This window comes from Allobosea sp. (assembly GCF_048595345.1).
Classification (GTDB): Bacteria; Pseudomonadota; Alphaproteobacteria; order Rhizobiales; family Beijerinckiaceae; genus Allobosea.
In genome coordinates this window covers 1-13,989 of sequence record NZ_JBMDWH010000067.1, presented here as the reverse complement: position 1 = coordinate 13,989, position 13,989 = coordinate 1, and the positions used below count along the sequence as shown (strand labels likewise).

The window sequence follows — 13,989 nt, the reverse complement described above, 5'->3', positions numbered from 1 at the left end:
TGCGGCATGCGGGCGAGATCGGCGATCACCGGCTCGCCGCCGATGGTCTTGCCGAGGCACAGCGCGAGCTTGTGCTTGGTCGCCTCGAAATCCTGGCTGGCGAGCAGCTCGCGCAGGAAGACGGTCTCGCGCCGGGCATTGGGAAGCTCGATGCCGATCGCGTTCTTGCCCTGCACCACCGCCACGCGGGCCGAGACCGCGCTCATCGACCGGGCGATGTCGTCCGCCAGCGAAATCACCCGCGAGCTCTTGGTGCCCGGAGCAGGCTCAAGCTCGTACAGCGTCACAACAGGGCCGGGGCGCACCTGCGAAATCTCGCCGCGTACGCCGAAATCCTCCAGCACGCCTTCCAGCAGCGTCGCGTTCTGCTCCAGCGCATCGGTGGAGACGGCGCTGGCAGGGGTCTTCTTCGGCTCGGCGAGATAGGTCAGCGGCGGCAGCTCGAAGCCTTCGCCGTCGAGGAAGGAGGGTTGCGCCTCGCGCTGGATCCGCTTGCCGGGCTTCGGAGCGGGCTTGGGGGCGGTGACGCGCGAGGCGTTGAGGTCACGCAGGTCCTGCGCATCGTCGATGTCGAAGGGCGGGTCTTCGTCGATGTCGCGCTCGGTCGGGCGGCTGCCGGGCAGGGGCTCCGGCCGGAATGGAGCTGCAGGGCCCGGCTGCGGCCGGCTGCCAGAAAACTGCGGTTCGCGCCGGACGCGGCCGGAGGTGGTCGCGGGCAGGGAGGCGCCATCGACCGCCGGCTCCGGCGGATGCGGCAGGCGGCGCAGAATCGCCCCGCGCAGCGCCATCGCACCATGGGCCAGCCAGCCGATCAGGATCACCGCGATGCCGGGCTCGTCGTCACGGCGTTCCTCGCCATCGGAGATGCCGTCATCCTCGTCGTCGAGAACCGGGTCCTCGTCATGAACGAAGCCGAAGCCGGCGGCGGCGGTGACGGCCAGGATCGCGATGCCGGCATAGACAAAGCCGACGATGCTCGCCACCGCGCCGCCCGCGATGCCGGCGATGTTGCGCGTGCCGAAGAGCAGGCCATCGCCGATGACGCCGCCCATGCCCGTGGGCAGCGGCCAGCGCGGCGTCGGCGGTAGGGCGCTCGCCACGGCGGCGGCGGCGGCGACGCCGACGACCCACAGGCCGAGCTTCAGCGCGCCGCGATCGAACAGATGGAAGCGCATCAGGCGCAGCGCCCAGATCATCGGCGGAAACAGCACGGCGATGACGCCCAGCCCGATCAGCTGCATCAGCAGATCGGCGATCATCGCGCCGGGCCGGCCAAGCCAGTTGCGGACGGCGCCATTGGTGGCGTTGTTCAGGCTGGGATCATCGACGGACCAGCTCGCCAGCGCCAGCGCCACCATCACGATCAAGGCGAGCAGGCCGAGCCCGAGCAGCTCGGATGCGCGGCGCGACAGAAACTCCCGCACCGGATCGGGCAGGCGGTCCATGAGCGATTGGGAGCGGCGGACGGTGCGCATGCGGATCGTCGATCGGTTCCGGAAGGTCACGGCCGCAAAGAGCCCGGCCTGCCCGACAGGTTAGGAAGCCGAGGTTAAGACACGCTTAACCTTGAATGAGTGGCTCGCCAGGCCCCGCCAGAATGAAGAAAGACCCCGGCGGTCGCCCGCCGGGGCCGAGGTTTCACGTGAATCGCCGGATCGAGACCGGGTGATCAGCTGTGATAGGCGCGCTCGCCATGCTCGGCGATGTCGAGGCCCTCACGCTCCTCGTCCGAGGTGACGCGCAGGCCGACCACCACGTCGACGATCTTGTAGAGGATCGCCGAACCGACGCCGCTGAACACCAGCGTGAAGAGCACCGCCTTGATCTGGGCGAGGAGGGCGTCCGAGAAGACATAGGCGCCCACGGCCAGCTCGCCGGGCTTGGAGGCGTAGTCCGGGATGCCGGCGCCGCCGAGATCGACGTTCACGAGGATGCCAGTGGCGAGGGCGCCGATGATGCCGCCGACGCAGTGAACGCCGAAGACGTCGAGCGAGTCGTCATAGCCGGCCGCGTTCTTCACCGTGGTGCAGAAGAAGAAGCAGATCACGCCGGCCACGAGGCCGAGCACGATCGAGCCCATCGGTCCGGCGAAGCCGGCGGCCGGGGTCACCGCGACGAGGCCGGCGACGGCGCCCGAGACCATGCCGAGCATCGAAGGCTTGCCCTTGATCGCCCATTCGGCGAACAGCCAGGCCACGGCGGCGGCGGCAGTGGCGACGAAGGTGTTGACCATCGCGAGGACCGCGGTGCCGTTGGCTTCGAGGTTCGAGCCGGCGTTGAAGCCGAACCAGCCGACCCACAGCAGCGAGGCGCCGATCAGGGTCATGGTCAGCGAATGGGGGGCCATCAGCTCCTTGCCGAAACCGATGCGCTTGCCGATGATCAGGCAGCCCACGAGGCCGGCGATGCCCGCGTTGATGTGAACGACGGTGCCGCCCGCGAAGTCTAGCGCGCCCCATTTGAACAGCATGCCGGCATCGGCATTGACCGCGTCGAGCGCGGCCTGGGCCGCTGCCTTGCCGTCGGCGCCGGCTTCCGCGAGGGCCTTGGCGGCATTGCCGACCGCGTCAGGACCGCCCCAGTACCAGACCATATGGGCCATCGGGAAATAGATGAAGGTGACCCACAGCACCGAGAACAGCAGCAGCGCCGAGAACTTCACGCGCTCCGCGAAGGCGCCGACGATCAGGGCCGGCGTGATGCAGGCGAAGGTCATCTGGAAACAGATGTAGAGCAGCTCGGGAATCACCACGCCGTTCGAGAATGTGGCGGCCGTCGCGTTCACGTCCACGCCCTTCAGGAAGGCCTTGGAGAAGCCGCCGACGAAGTCGTTGAGGCCGCCGCCATTGGTGAAGGCGAGCGAGTAGCCATAGGTGACCCAGAGGATGCAGACGATGCTGACGATCGCGAAGACCTGGGTCAGCACCGAGAGCATGTTCTTGGTGCGCACGAGGCCGCCATAGAACAAGGCGAGGCCCGGAATGGTCATGAGCAGGACGAGGATCGTCGAGCTCATCATGAAGGCGACGTCGCCCTTGTTCGGCACGGGGGCGGCGGGGGCGGGGGCCTGCGCATAGGCTGCCCCGGCGCCGAGCGCCGCGAGGGTGAGGCCGGTCGCTCCGGCCCGCAGGATGGTCTTGAGATTCATCGTGTCTATGCTCCTGGAGGTCGGATGGTCAGAGGGCGTCGCCGTCGGTTTCGCCGGTGCGGATGCGCACGGCCTTCTCGATCGGGGAGACGAAGATCTTGCCGTCACCGATCTGGCCGGTGCGGGCGGCGGCGGTGATGGCCTCGATGACCTTGTCGGCCAGCTCGTTGGCGACCGCGACCTCGATCTTGATCTTCGGCAGGAAGCTGACGGCGTATTCGGCGCCGCGATAGATCTCGGTGTGGCCCTTCTGACGGCCATAGCCCTTGACTTCGGTTACCGTCAGGCCGTGAACGCCGATGCCGGTGAGGGCGTCGCGCACCTCCTCGAGCTTGAACGGCTTGATGATCGCCATCACGATTTTCATTGGCTGGGCATCCCCTCTACGCCGCCCGGTCGTCAGCCCCGGCGAACCTGTTGCACTCGCATGCGCGGCCGAGCGCATTGCGTCGCAGCGCACAATTCAAGGGGCGTGCCAAACTGCTGCGACGGGCGATTGAGGCGGCACTGGGGCGAATCGCGGCGCGACAAAGCCTTCCGGCTGTGCTGACTGCTGCCGAATTGGGCAAACGATACTTTTTTAGGCTTATGCCTGCTGAAGCGTCAGCCGAGATCCGGCCGGGGGCGAATCAGCCCTTCCTGCGCGACGGAGGCGACCAGCCTCCCCTGCCGGTCGAACACCAGCCCGCGCGAAAAACCGCGCGCGCCGCCGGCCGACGGACTGTCCTGCGAATAGAGCAGCCAGTCATCGGCGCGAAACGGCCGGTGGAACCACATGGCATGGTCGAGGCTGGCGGCCTGGACGCGCTTGTCGAAGACCGTGGTGCCATGCGCGATCAGGCTGGAATCGAGGAGCATCAGGTCGGAGGCATAGGCCAGGACGCTGCGATGCAGGGCCGGATCGTCCGGCAGCGGGTCCAGCGCGCGAATCCAGACGTTGAATTTCGGCTCCATCTTGTCGCCGGTCCGGTAGCGTTCCAGCTCGACGGGGCGGATCTCGATCGGCCGCTTGCGCTGGTAATAGGCCTGAACCGCATCGGGCATATGCGGCAGCACCGTCTTCAGCATTTCCTCGCGGTCCGGCAGCGCCTCCGGCATCGGCACGTCCGGCATCGGCAGCTGATGATCGTAGCCGTCCTCCTCGACATGGAAGGAGGCGGACATGGCGAAGATCGCCTCGCCCTTCTGGATCGCCAGCACCCGCCGCGTCGTGAAGGAGCGGCCATCGCGCAGCCGGTCGACATCGTAGACGATCGGGATGTCGGGATCTCCCGGCAGCAGGAAATAGGCGTGGAGCGAATGGGGCAGGCGGTCCTCGACGGTCATGCAGGCGGCATGGAGCGACTGGGCGATGACCTGACCGCCGAAGACCCGCGGCCATGGCGATTTGGGGCTGCGACCCCGGAACAGATTGCGCTCCAGTCGCTCGAGGTCGAGAATTGCCGTGAGCGAGGCGTCGATATGCGTCATGGCCTGCAAGGTCGCGGTCGGGTTGACGGGTCGGCGGCGCGCCCGCAAAGGCTCGGCCATCGCCAAGCATGAGCACCGAGGCCTTCGGCGCCGTCAAGCGCCGTGGACGCAGCGAGGAGACTGGGATCATGAACGGCGCCGGAGGCAGCATCGTCATCGCGGGCGGGGGAATCGCCGGGCTCGCGCTTGCTCTGGCACTGAAGCAAGGGCTGGGGCCCGATGCCGAGATCATCGTCGCGGACCCGGCGCTCGGCGCGGCCGCCCGGCCGGACGACCGGGCCTATGCCATTGCCGCCGCCGCCCGCGCGATGCTGGAGACGCTCGGCGTCTGGGAGGGAGTCGAGGCCGCAGCGGCACCGATGACCGAGATGACGATTTCCGACAGCCGCACCGGCGACGTGGTGCGGCCCGTCTTCCTGAGCTTCGAGGGTGAGATCGAGCCCGGCCGCCCCTTCGCGCATATGGTCGAGGCTGGCGCGCTGACGGCCCGGCTCAGGCAGGCCTGTGCCGACCGGGGCGTCACGCTGAAGCCCCACGGCGTCATCCGCTTCGCCGCCGGGACCGCGACGACCGAGATCGGCTTCGGCGATGGCGCAAGCATCCGCGCCAGCCTGCTGGTCGCGGCTGATGGAGCGCGCTCCAAGCTGCGCGAGCAGGCCGGAATCGGCTGGGTGGGATGGAACTACCGGCAATCGGGCATCGTCGCGACGATCGGCCATGAGCGACCCCATGGCGGGCGCGCGGTCGAGCATTTCCTGCCCTCGGGCCCGTTCGCGATGCTGCCGCTCAGCGATGGCGGCTCGCTTGGACATCGCTCGTCGATCGTCTGGACGGAGCGGGCCGAGAATGTCGTGCCGCTGCTCTCGCTCGATCCGGAGGATCTCCTGACCGAGATCGAGACCCGCTTCGGGCTGGAGCTCGGCAGCATCGCGCTGGAAAGCCCCGTCCGGGCCTATCCGCTCGGCTTCGGCGTCGCGCGCCGCTTCGTGCAGGAGCGTTTCGCGCTGCTGGGCGATGCCGCCCATCTCGTCCATCCGATCGCGGGGCAGGGGCTGAATCTGGGGCTGAAGGATGTCGCGGCGCTGGCGGAGGTCATCGTCGATGCCGCCCGGCTGGGGCTGGATCCGGGCTCGCTCGACGTGCTGGAGGATTACGAGCGGGCGCGCCGCTTCGACACGGTGGCGATGGGCGCCTTCATGGACGGGATGAACCGGCTGTTCTCGAACGACGCCACGCCGCTGCGGCTGGCGCGCGATCTCGGGCTCGGGCTGGTCGATCGCATGCCGGGGCTCAAGCGCTTCTTCATCCGCGAAGCGGCCGGCACCGGCCCGCGCGCGCCGCGGCTGATGCGCGGCGAAGCGCTTTGAGCCGGGATCATGCCCGGGGCCTGACCCCGAGCATGACGGACGCCAGTGTCTTCTCGTCCCGAGCTTCTCGGGTCGAAGCTTCGCATCGCCCGAGAACGACGGCTGCTACTCCTCCAGAGCGCGGGCCTCTTCCGGCAGCATGATCGGGATGCCGTCGCGAATCGGATAAGCGAGCTTTGCGGGTCGGCTGATCAGCTCCTGACGGGCGGCGTCGTATTCCAGCGTCGCCTTGGTCAGCGGGCAGACCAGGATCTCCAGCAGCTTCGGATCGATCCGGGTGGCGGTCTCGTCTTGATCAGGCATGGGCTTTCTCAGTTCTTTCGCGGCAGGTCGGCGAGCATGCCGGCGGCGACCATCAGCTTGGGCAGGGTCAGTCCCGAACCGGTGATCGCATTGACGGTGCTGCGGGTGCGTTCGACATCGCTCTGGCGGGCGGCGAGCCAGCTCTCCAGCGTGCCGCCATCGCCCTGCCGTGCGATTTCCTGCGTCAGATGGGCATGGGCATCGTCCAGCGTCTCGACCGCGCGCTCGCGAGCGAGGCGCTCGTAATCGTCGCTGGCCGGCACCGCCGCAGCGGCACTCTTCAGCGCCGAAAGGCCGAGATAGGCATCGAGGCCGAAATGAATGGCCGCGACCTCGCCGGTTCCGCGCTGGGCGCGCTCGGCGATATCGACGATGTCGGTCGCCGCTGCCAGGGTCGGCAGGCTGGCGATCCGCGTCGCCAGGGCCTCGGGCACGCCATCGGCCGCCAGCACAGCGATGCGGGCCAACCGCGCCTGGGCCGCCGCTTCCGGCAGGATCGTTTCCAGCGTCGCGGCGAGCTCGGCCACTCCCTTGGCGTAGCGGGCGATCGTCGCCTCGATCGTGCCGGGCTGGGCGACGCCGCGGCGCAGCAGCCAGCTCATTCGGTCGAAGACGAGCTGCTGGGCGGCACTGTAGAGCCCGAGCTGCGTCTTGCCCGGTATCTTTGCGTCGAGGGCGTCGATCTCGCCGTTCAGCGCGATGAGCTCGAAGGAATCGCGGGCGATGGCGTAGGCGGCTGCGATCTGCGGTACCTGCGAATGCGTCAGGGCCGAGAGCACCGGCACCAGCGCCGGACCGCTGCGGTTGATCAGGGCGTTTGCGAGCTGGGTCGCGACGATCTCCCGGCGAAGGCGGTGGCCGGCGATGGCGTCGGGATAGGCCTCCCGCAGCGCCTTCGGGAAATAGCGCACCAGTTCGGTCGCGAGATAGGGATCGTCCGGCACGCTGGATTCGAGCAGAGCGTCGTGCAGGGAGAGCTTGGCATAGGCCAGCAGCACCGAAAGCTCCGGCCGCGTCAGCCCCTCGCCGCGCTTCTCGCGCTCGGCGAGCGCGGCGTCGCTGGGCAGGAACTCGACGCTGCGGTCCAGCCTGCCGTCGCGCTCCAGCGTCTGCATCAGATAACGCAGGCCCGGGGTCGCGGCCACGCCCTGGGCCTCGGTGAGCGAGAGCGCCAAAGTCTGCAGATAGTTGTTGCGCAGGACGAGCAGGCCGACCTCGTCCGTCATCGAGGCGAGCAGGGCGTTGCGGTCATCCTCCGAGAGGCGGCCATCCTTCACTGGTCCGGCCAGCGCGATCTTGATGTTCACCTCCACGTCCGAGGTGTTGACGCCGGCCGAGTTGTCGATCGCATCGGTGTTGAGGCGCACGCCCTTCTGGGCCGCCTCGATGCGGCCGCGCTGGGTGACGCCGAGATTGGCGCCCTCCCCGATCACACGGGCGCGCAGATCGCCGCCGGTGATGCGGATGGCGTCATTGGCGCGGTCGCCGACCTGCGCGTCGCTCTCGTCGGCGGCGCGGATATAGGTGCCGATGCCGCCGAACCAGAGCAGATCGACGCGGGCCTTGAGGATCGCGGTCATCAGTTCGGGCGGCGAAACCTCGGACTTGTCGAGATCGAGCAGCGCCCGAATCTCGGCAGACAGCGGAATGCTCTTGGCCTGGCGGGAGAAGATGCCGCCGCCCTGCGAGATCAGGCTCTTGTCGTAATCGGCCCAGGAGGAGCGCGGCAGTGCGAAGAGGCGCTGGCGCTCGGCCAGCGAAGCCGCCGGGTCCGGGTTCGGATCGAGGAAGATGTCGCGGTGGTCGAAGGCCGCGACCAGCTTGATCGCCGGCGAGAGCAGCATGCCGTTGCCGAAGACGTCGCCCGACATGTCGCCGACGCCCGCGACGGTGAAGGGCGTCGTCTGGATGTCGGTGTCCATCTCGCGGAAATGGCGCTTCACCGCTTCCCAGGCCCCCCGGGCGGTGATGCCCATGCCCTTGTGGTCATAGCCCTGCGAGCCGCCCGAGGCGAAGGCATCGCCGAGCCAGTGATGCTTCTCCAGCGAGATGGCGTTGGCGGTGTCGGAGAAGGTCGCGGTGCCCTTGTCGGCGGCGACGACGAGATAGGGGTCGTCGCCATCGTGACGGACGGTCTGCGGCGGGGGAACCAGCGTCTCGCCGTCGAGATTGTCGGTCAGTTCGAGCAGGTTGCGCACGAAGATGCGGTAGCTCTCGGTGCCTTCCGCGAGCCAGGCCGCGCGGTCGGAGGCCGGCGGGAGCTGCTTCGGCACGAAGCCGCCCTTGGCGCCGACCGGCACGATGACGGCGTTCTTGACCTGCTGCGCCTTGACGAGGCCGAGCACCTCGGTGCGGAAATCCTGCGGCCGGTCGGACCAGCGCAACCCGCCGCGAGCGACCTTGCCGAAGCGCAGATGGATGCCCTCCACGCGCGGGGAGTAGACGAAGATCTCGTAGAGCGGGCGCGGCAGCGGCAGCCCGTCGACCTTCGCGCAGTCGAATTTGAAGGTGATGGTCTGGCGCGGCTGCCCGTCCGGCCCGGTCTGGAAGAAGTTGGTCCGCAGCGCGGCATCGACCAGATTGACGAGGCGGCGCAGGATGCGGTCCTCGTCCAGGCTGGTGACGGCGTCCAGCGCCTCCTCGATGCCGGCGCGGGCCGCGTCCATGGCGGGCTGGCGCTGCTCATCCGTCAGGCGCGGGTCGAATTTGGCGACGAAATAGCTCAGCAGCCCGGCTGCGATGGCCGGGTGTCTGGTGAGAGCGTCGGCGATGTAGCCCTGGGCATAGGGCGCGCCGACCTGGCGCAGATAGCGGCCGAAGGCGCGCAGCAGCGCTGCCTCGCGCCAGGCGAGGCCGGCGACGAGAACGAGCTGGTCGAAGCGATCCGATTCCGACAGACCGCGGAACTGCGCCATCAGCGCCGCCTCGATGGTGGGGTCGAGCCGGGCGATGTCGATCTCGCCGTCATCGGCGCGCTCCAGCGTCATGTCGTGCAGCCAGACGCGCACGCTTTCGCCCGCGCCGGTCTGGGGCAGAACGTTGTAGGTGCGCTCGTTGACGACGCGGAAGCCCATGTTTTCCAGCAGCGGCACGCGGGCGGAGAGCGAGATCGGCGCGCCCCGGGAAAACACCTTGAGATTCGCGCGCGTCGCCGGGTCGCCCTCGCGGCGGTAGAGATTGACGGCGCGGGAGCGCTCCGCCGAGAGCTGCTGCAGCATCTCGATGTCGCCAAGCGCGTCGGCGGCCGAGAAACGATCGCGATACGCGGCGCCGAAGGCGGCGGCGTAGCGCTCCGCCAGGGCGCGGGCGGCGGGACCTGCCTTTTCGCGGTCGAGCGCGTCCTTCAGCCCGTCGCTCCAGGTACGGACGATCGCGGCAATGCCGGATTCGAGGGTACCGCGATCGATCCGGGGCGTTTTGCCCTCGTCGCGGCCGATGATGTAGTGCGTCCGCGAGAGCGGACCTTCCGGATAGGCGGGATAGGCCGCCGAGATGCGGCCATTATAGACCCGCGCGAGAAATTCGCCGACGCGCAGGCGCACGGTGGTGTCGTAGCGATCCTTGGGGATGAAGACGAGGATCGAGACGAAGCGGTCGAACTCGTCGACACGGGCCAGCGCCCGGATGCGCGGCCGCTCGGTCAGCTGCAGGATGTCGAGCGCGAACTGCTCCAGCGTCGGCACATCGATCTGGAAGAGCTCGTCGCGCGGATAGGCATCGAGCACGTTGAGCAGCGCGCGGCCGGAATAGCTCGCCGGATCGAAGCCGATATTCTTGGAGACGCGGGCGACCTTGAGCCGCAGATAGGGAATGGCGCGGGCCGAGCCGGTATAGGCATTGGAGGTCAGAAGGCCGACGATGCGCAATTCGCCGTCGAGCCGGCCATCGGCTGTGAACAGCTTCACCCCGACATAATCGAGATGGACGCGCCGGTGGACGCGGCTCTTGACGTTGGCCTTGGTGATGATGAGGGCCTGGGGCTTGGCCAGGAAGGCGCGGATCTCCGGGGTCGTCGTCACCAACTCCCGTCCGCGCCGCAGCACCTTCACGCCCGGGTCGCGCAGGATGCCGAGGCCCGAGCCCTCGATCGGGTCGGCGGCGACGTCACCGCCCGGGAAGCGATAGGCGCGCACGCCGAGCAGGGTGAAATTGTCGCCCGCGATCCATTCGAGGAATTGCAGCGCCTCGGCGATCTCGTCCTCCGGCAGCGGCGGCGGATTGGAGCGATAGGCCTGGACGACCTCGGCGATTCGCCCGCGCATCGCGGCCCAGTCCTCGACGGCGAGCGCGACATCGGCATAGACCTTTTCAAGGCCGAGCTTCAGCTTCTCGCGCGCTTCGGCGGTGTCGATCCGGTCGAGATGGATATGAATCAGGCTCTCGCGGCGCGTGCCCTCCGGCGCCCGCCCGGCCGCCTCGCCGGCGAGCGAGAGAAAGCCACCCTGCGCGTCGCGGGCGACGGCGAGGATCGGATGGGCGACGAGGCGCGGATCGTAGCCCTGGTCCTGCAACTCGGCGAGGGTGGAGTCGAGCAGGAAGGGCTTGTTGTCGTTCACGACTTCCAGGATCGTGATCTGGCGCAGCTGCCCATCATGTTCATAGGCGTCGTCGCGGAAGCTCAGATCGAGCGTGTCCGGTCTGCGCGGACGGGAGAGATGCTCGAAGGCCGAGGTGGCGGCGCGGGCGAGCAGATCGGCCGGCAGGACTTCGAGGTCCTCGGCGACCGAGCGCCCGAACAGCAGGCCGGGAAATTCCCTCGGCATGGCACTTCCCAGAGCCGAGGCGGCAACCTCGATCGCGGCGACCGCCGGAGCCGTCGCATTCGTCACCCGCTTGCCCATGACCCACCCCGTTGTTTTGCCGCAGCGATGACATAGGCTGACCGGCCTTTCAACACTGCCCTCACCGCGGCGGCTGCCTCGCAGCCATCGCGCCGGACCGACGGGAGCGACCATGGCAACCAAGCATGACAAACCTAAGGAGGCCGACGCCCCCTCGCGACAGGATTCGCCGCCGGTGGTGATGGCGCTGGATCTGCCCCAAGGGGTTCTGTCGGAAGCGAACCTTGCCTATTTCGAGAAGTGCCGGGAGAAGCTCGGCTTCGTGCCGAACGTGCTGGCCGCCTACGCGCATGACGATGCCAAGCTCAGCGCCTTCGCGGGGTTCTACAACGAGCTGATGCTGGCTCCGTCCGGCCTGTCCAAGCTGGAGCGGGAGATGATCGCGGTGGCGGTATCGAGCGTCAACCGCTGCTATTACTGCCTCAGCGCCCATGGCGCGGCCGTGCGCCAGCTCTCGGGCGATGCGGTGCTGGGCGAGATGCTGGTGATGAATTATCGCGCGGCCGAATTGTCGATGCGCCACCGCGCCATGCTGGAATTCGCGGTGAAGCTGACCGAGGAGCCGCACCGGATCGAGGAGGCCGACCGCGAGGCGCTGCGGCAGGCCGGCTTCAGCGAGCGCGACATCTGGGATGTGGCGGCCGTCGCGGCCTTCTACAACATGTCGAACCGGATGGCGTCGGCGGTCGATATGCGCCCGAATGCCGAGTATCACCGGCAGGGGCGCTGATCGATCCGGCTCGCGCCTGCGCCGCAAAAAGAAACGGCCGGCGCAATGCCAGCCGTGAGTTGGCCTCGACCCGATGGCCCGGCCCCTCCGGAACACCGGGGGGCTGGGGGGCTGACAAACCGGGGCTCGAAAGGGCCGGGCCGTCGAGGCAACATCGACAATTCAACCCTCCAACTGGGCGACGCCTTGGCGGGTTGAGGGCGAAATTGCGGCGTCGATGACGAAGACGAGAGCGGCGGGATCGTGCTCTGGGCCGATGCCTTGCCAGCGCAGGACCGCGGGCGCATCATCACGACCGGCCCAATCCGGAGGCGTCATGAACGACAGTGAAACGCCGCATTCTGCCGTCGGCGCGATCCTGAGCTTTCCATCACCCGCCCGCCCGAGCATGGTCACCTTCGACCGGCGGGAACTGTCGGAACTGCTGAACCTCTATGGCAGGATGGTCGCCGCCGGAGAATGGCGGGACTACGCGATCGATTTCCTCAAGGACAAGGCCGAGTTCTCGGTCTTCCGCCGCTCCTCCGAGATGCCGCTCTACCGGATCGTCAAGGATCCGGCTGCGGCAAGGCGCCAGGGCGCCTATTCGGTGGTGGCGGCGACGGGGCTGATTCTGAAACGCGGGCCGGAGCTTTCGCGCGTGCTCAAGGTGCTGGAGAAGAAGCTGAGCGTCGTCGGCTAGCTGCCGCTCAGCGCGCAGGCGGGCTGCGGTGGCCTTCCCCCAACTCCTTCTGCATCAGCAGCTGGTCGAGCCAGCGGCCATGCTTGAAGCCGACCTTTTCGGCCACGCCGACGAGACGAAACCCAGCGGCTTCGTGCAGACGGCGCGAGCCGACCGAGGCGCCCGTGCCGTCGCCGATCACCGCCATCATCTGGCGAAAGCCCTGGGCCGAGCAGTCCGCGATCAAGGCCGCGAGCAAGGCCCGGCCGATGCCGGCGCCCTGGGCCTGAGGGGCGACATAGATCGAATTCTCGACGGTGCTGCGATAGGCGGGGCGCGGGCGGTAGGGGCCGGCATAGGCATAGCCCAGCACGGCAGCGTGCTTCTCGGCGACGAGGTAGGGATACCCCTCGGTGCGGATCGCTTCGTAGCGCCGCCTCATCTCCGCCTCGCCCGGCGGATCGAGTTCCCAGGAGGCGGTGCCGTTGAGGACGGCGTCGGCATAGATGGCGGCGATGGCCGGGATGTCGGCAGGCAGGGCGGGTCTGATCGAAGGCGATGTCATGGCGCCGGCATTGTCGCGCGATCCCGGCAAAAGAAAAGCCCCGGCCGCGAGGCCGGGGCTCGATGAGGATGCGCGGCGCCGGTCGGCGCCTGCCGGATCACTCGTTGCGCGTGCCGAACAGCGACAGCAGCATCTGGAACATGTTGACGAAGTTCAGGTAGAGCGACAGCGCGCCGTTCACCGAGAGCTTCGCCGCCTCTTCCGGACCGAGATCCGAATAGAGGTACATTTCCTTCAGGCGCTGGGTGTCCCAGGCGGTCAGGCCGGCGAAAACCAGCACGCCGATCGCCGAGATGGCAAAGCCGAGCGCGCTCGAGGCCAGGAACAGGTTCACCAGCGAGGCGATCACGAGGCCGATCAGGCCCATGATCAGGAACGAGCCGAAGCCCGAGAGCGAGCGCGTCGTGGTGTACCCGTAGAGGCTGAGGCCACCGAAGGCCGCGGCCGTGATGAAGAACACCTGCACCACCGAGGCGCCGGTGTAGCGGATCAGCAGCGTCGACATCGACACGCCCATGACCGCCGCGAAGGCGAAGAACATACTGCGGGCCGAGGAGGCCGACATCTTCTCGATGCGGAACGAGAAGAACAGGATGAAGGCCAGCGGCGCCAGCGCGAACACCCACATCAGCGGCGAGCCGTACATCAGCTGGCCGAAGGAGGTGAGATAGGTGCCGCCGATGCGGGCCACCGCATTGGCCTGGTCGGTGACGGCGAGCTTGTTCACGCCCAGCGCGAACAGCGCCGAGATGCCGAGGCCGAGCACCATGTTGTTGTAGACGCCGAGCATGAACGAGCGCAGGCCCTGATCCATCTCGACGGCGCTGGTCTGCTGTGCGCGGCCGGCACCCCAGACTGGAGCATTGCGGTCGAAGTTGCTCATTAAGAGAGTTTCCCCTGACGT

Annotated in this window: 11 protein-coding genes; 3 read left to right on the top strand and 8 right to left on the bottom strand. The window is 68.1% G+C overall.

The features are described 5' to 3' along the window. The 4 genes from ACOJTB_RS07875 to tesB all read right to left on the bottom strand — a co-directional run. Positions 1 to 1,475, bottom strand: a 1,475-nt coding sequence (locus ACOJTB_RS07875; RefSeq protein WP_420101972.1) for a DNA translocase FtsK, incomplete at its 3' end; no start/stop codon positions are given. A gap of 194 nt (positions 1,476 to 1,669) precedes the next feature. Next, entirely contained in the window at positions 1,670 to 3,148 is a 1,479-nt protein-coding gene (locus ACOJTB_RS07870; protein WP_420101971.1) for an ammonium transporter, read from the bottom strand. Positions 3,149 to 3,176: 28 nt separating this feature from the next. Beyond that, the gene (locus ACOJTB_RS07865) at positions 3,177 to 3,515 is read right to left on the bottom strand and encodes a P-II family nitrogen regulator (RefSeq protein ID WP_420101970.1); all 339 of its coding nucleotides are present in this window, start codon (positions 3,513 to 3,515) and stop codon (positions 3,177 to 3,179) included. Positions 3,516 to 3,751: 236 nt separating this feature from the next. Beyond that, the gene (gene tesB, locus ACOJTB_RS07860) at positions 3,752 to 4,618 is read right to left on the bottom strand and encodes an acyl-CoA thioesterase II (RefSeq protein WP_420101969.1); all 867 of its coding nucleotides are present in this window, start codon (positions 4,616 to 4,618) and stop codon (positions 3,752 to 3,754) included. A gap of 128 nt (positions 4,619 to 4,746) precedes the next feature. Between tesB and ACOJTB_RS07855 the strand changes: the two genes are divergently transcribed. Next, the gene (locus ACOJTB_RS07855) at positions 4,747 to 5,985 is read left to right on the top strand and encodes a ubiquinone biosynthesis hydroxylase (protein WP_420101968.1); all 1,239 of its coding nucleotides are present in this window, start codon (positions 4,747 to 4,749) and stop codon (positions 5,983 to 5,985) included. A gap of 105 nt (positions 5,986 to 6,090) precedes the next feature. On the opposite strand, the gene ACOJTB_RS07850 is transcribed toward ACOJTB_RS07855, so the two are convergent. Next, positions 6,091 to 6,288, bottom strand: a complete 198-nt coding sequence (locus ACOJTB_RS07850) for a Trm112 family protein (protein WP_420101967.1) — start codon at positions 6,286 to 6,288, stop codon at positions 6,091 to 6,093. 8 nt (positions 6,289 to 6,296) lie between these two features. Further along, complete coding sequence (locus ACOJTB_RS07845) at positions 6,297 to 11,129, bottom strand: NAD-glutamate dehydrogenase (RefSeq protein WP_420101966.1); 4,833 nt, start codon at positions 11,127 to 11,129, stop codon at positions 6,297 to 6,299. Between the two features lie 181 nt (positions 11,130 to 11,310). Here ACOJTB_RS07845 and ACOJTB_RS07840 point away from each other — a divergent pair, with 181 nt between their 5' ends. Beyond that, complete coding sequence (locus ACOJTB_RS07840; RefSeq protein ID WP_420101974.1) at positions 11,311 to 11,859, top strand: peroxidase-related enzyme; 549 nt, start codon at positions 11,311 to 11,313, stop codon at positions 11,857 to 11,859. 388 nt (positions 11,860 to 12,247) lie between these two features. Continuing rightward, on the top strand, positions 12,248 to 12,541 hold the full coding sequence (locus ACOJTB_RS07835) for a DUF2794 domain-containing protein (protein ID WP_420101973.1): 294 nt from the start codon (positions 12,248 to 12,250) through the stop codon (positions 12,539 to 12,541). Positions 12,542 to 12,548: 7 nt separating this feature from the next. On the opposite strand, the gene ACOJTB_RS07830 is transcribed toward ACOJTB_RS07835, so the two are convergent. Both ACOJTB_RS07830 and ACOJTB_RS07825 read right to left on the bottom strand, forming a co-directional pair. Continuing rightward, positions 12,549 to 13,085, bottom strand: coding sequence for a GNAT family N-acetyltransferase (locus tag ACOJTB_RS07830; RefSeq protein WP_420101965.1), 537 nt, complete (start codon positions 13,083 to 13,085; stop codon positions 12,549 to 12,551). 97 nt (positions 13,086 to 13,182) lie between these two features. Further along, positions 13,183 to 13,968: a Bax inhibitor-1/YccA family protein gene (locus tag ACOJTB_RS07825; RefSeq protein ID WP_420101964.1), complete on the bottom strand. Its 786-nt coding sequence runs from the start codon at positions 13,966 to 13,968 to the stop codon at positions 13,183 to 13,185. Positions 13,969 to 13,989: the final 21 nt, after the last annotated feature.

Bases quoted from the DNA above. Each gene is read 5' to 3' on its own strand.
- ACOJTB_RS07870 (WP_420101971.1), bottom strand. From the start codon at position 3,148: ATGAATCTCAAGACCATCCTGCGGGCCGGAGCGACCGGCCTCACCCTC.
- ACOJTB_RS07865 (WP_420101970.1), bottom strand. From the start codon at position 3,515: ATGAAAATCGTGATGGCGATCATCAAGCCGTTCAAGCTCGAGGAGGTG.
- tesB (WP_420101969.1), bottom strand. From the start codon at position 4,618: ATGACGCATATCGACGCCTCGCTCACGGCAATTCTCGACCTCGAGCGA.
- ACOJTB_RS07855 (WP_420101968.1), top strand. From the start codon at position 4,747: ATGAACGGCGCCGGAGGCAGCATCGTCATCGCGGGCGGGGGAATCGCC.
- ACOJTB_RS07850 (WP_420101967.1), bottom strand. From the start codon at position 6,288: ATGCCTGATCAAGACGAGACCGCCACCCGGATCGATCCGAAGCTGCTG.
- ACOJTB_RS07845 (WP_420101966.1), bottom strand. From the start codon at position 11,129: ATGGGCAAGCGGGTGACGAATGCGACGGCTCCGGCGGTCGCCGCGATC.
- ACOJTB_RS07840 (WP_420101974.1), top strand. From the start codon at position 11,311: ATGGCGCTGGATCTGCCCCAAGGGGTTCTGTCGGAAGCGAACCTTGCC.
- ACOJTB_RS07835 (WP_420101973.1), top strand. From the start codon at position 12,248: ATGGTCACCTTCGACCGGCGGGAACTGTCGGAACTGCTGAACCTCTAT.
- ACOJTB_RS07830 (WP_420101965.1), bottom strand. From the start codon at position 13,085: ATGACATCGCCTTCGATCAGACCCGCCCTGCCTGCCGACATCCCGGCC.
- ACOJTB_RS07825 (WP_420101964.1), bottom strand. From the start codon at position 13,968: ATGAGCAACTTCGACCGCAATGCTCCAGTCTGGGGTGCCGGCCGCGCA.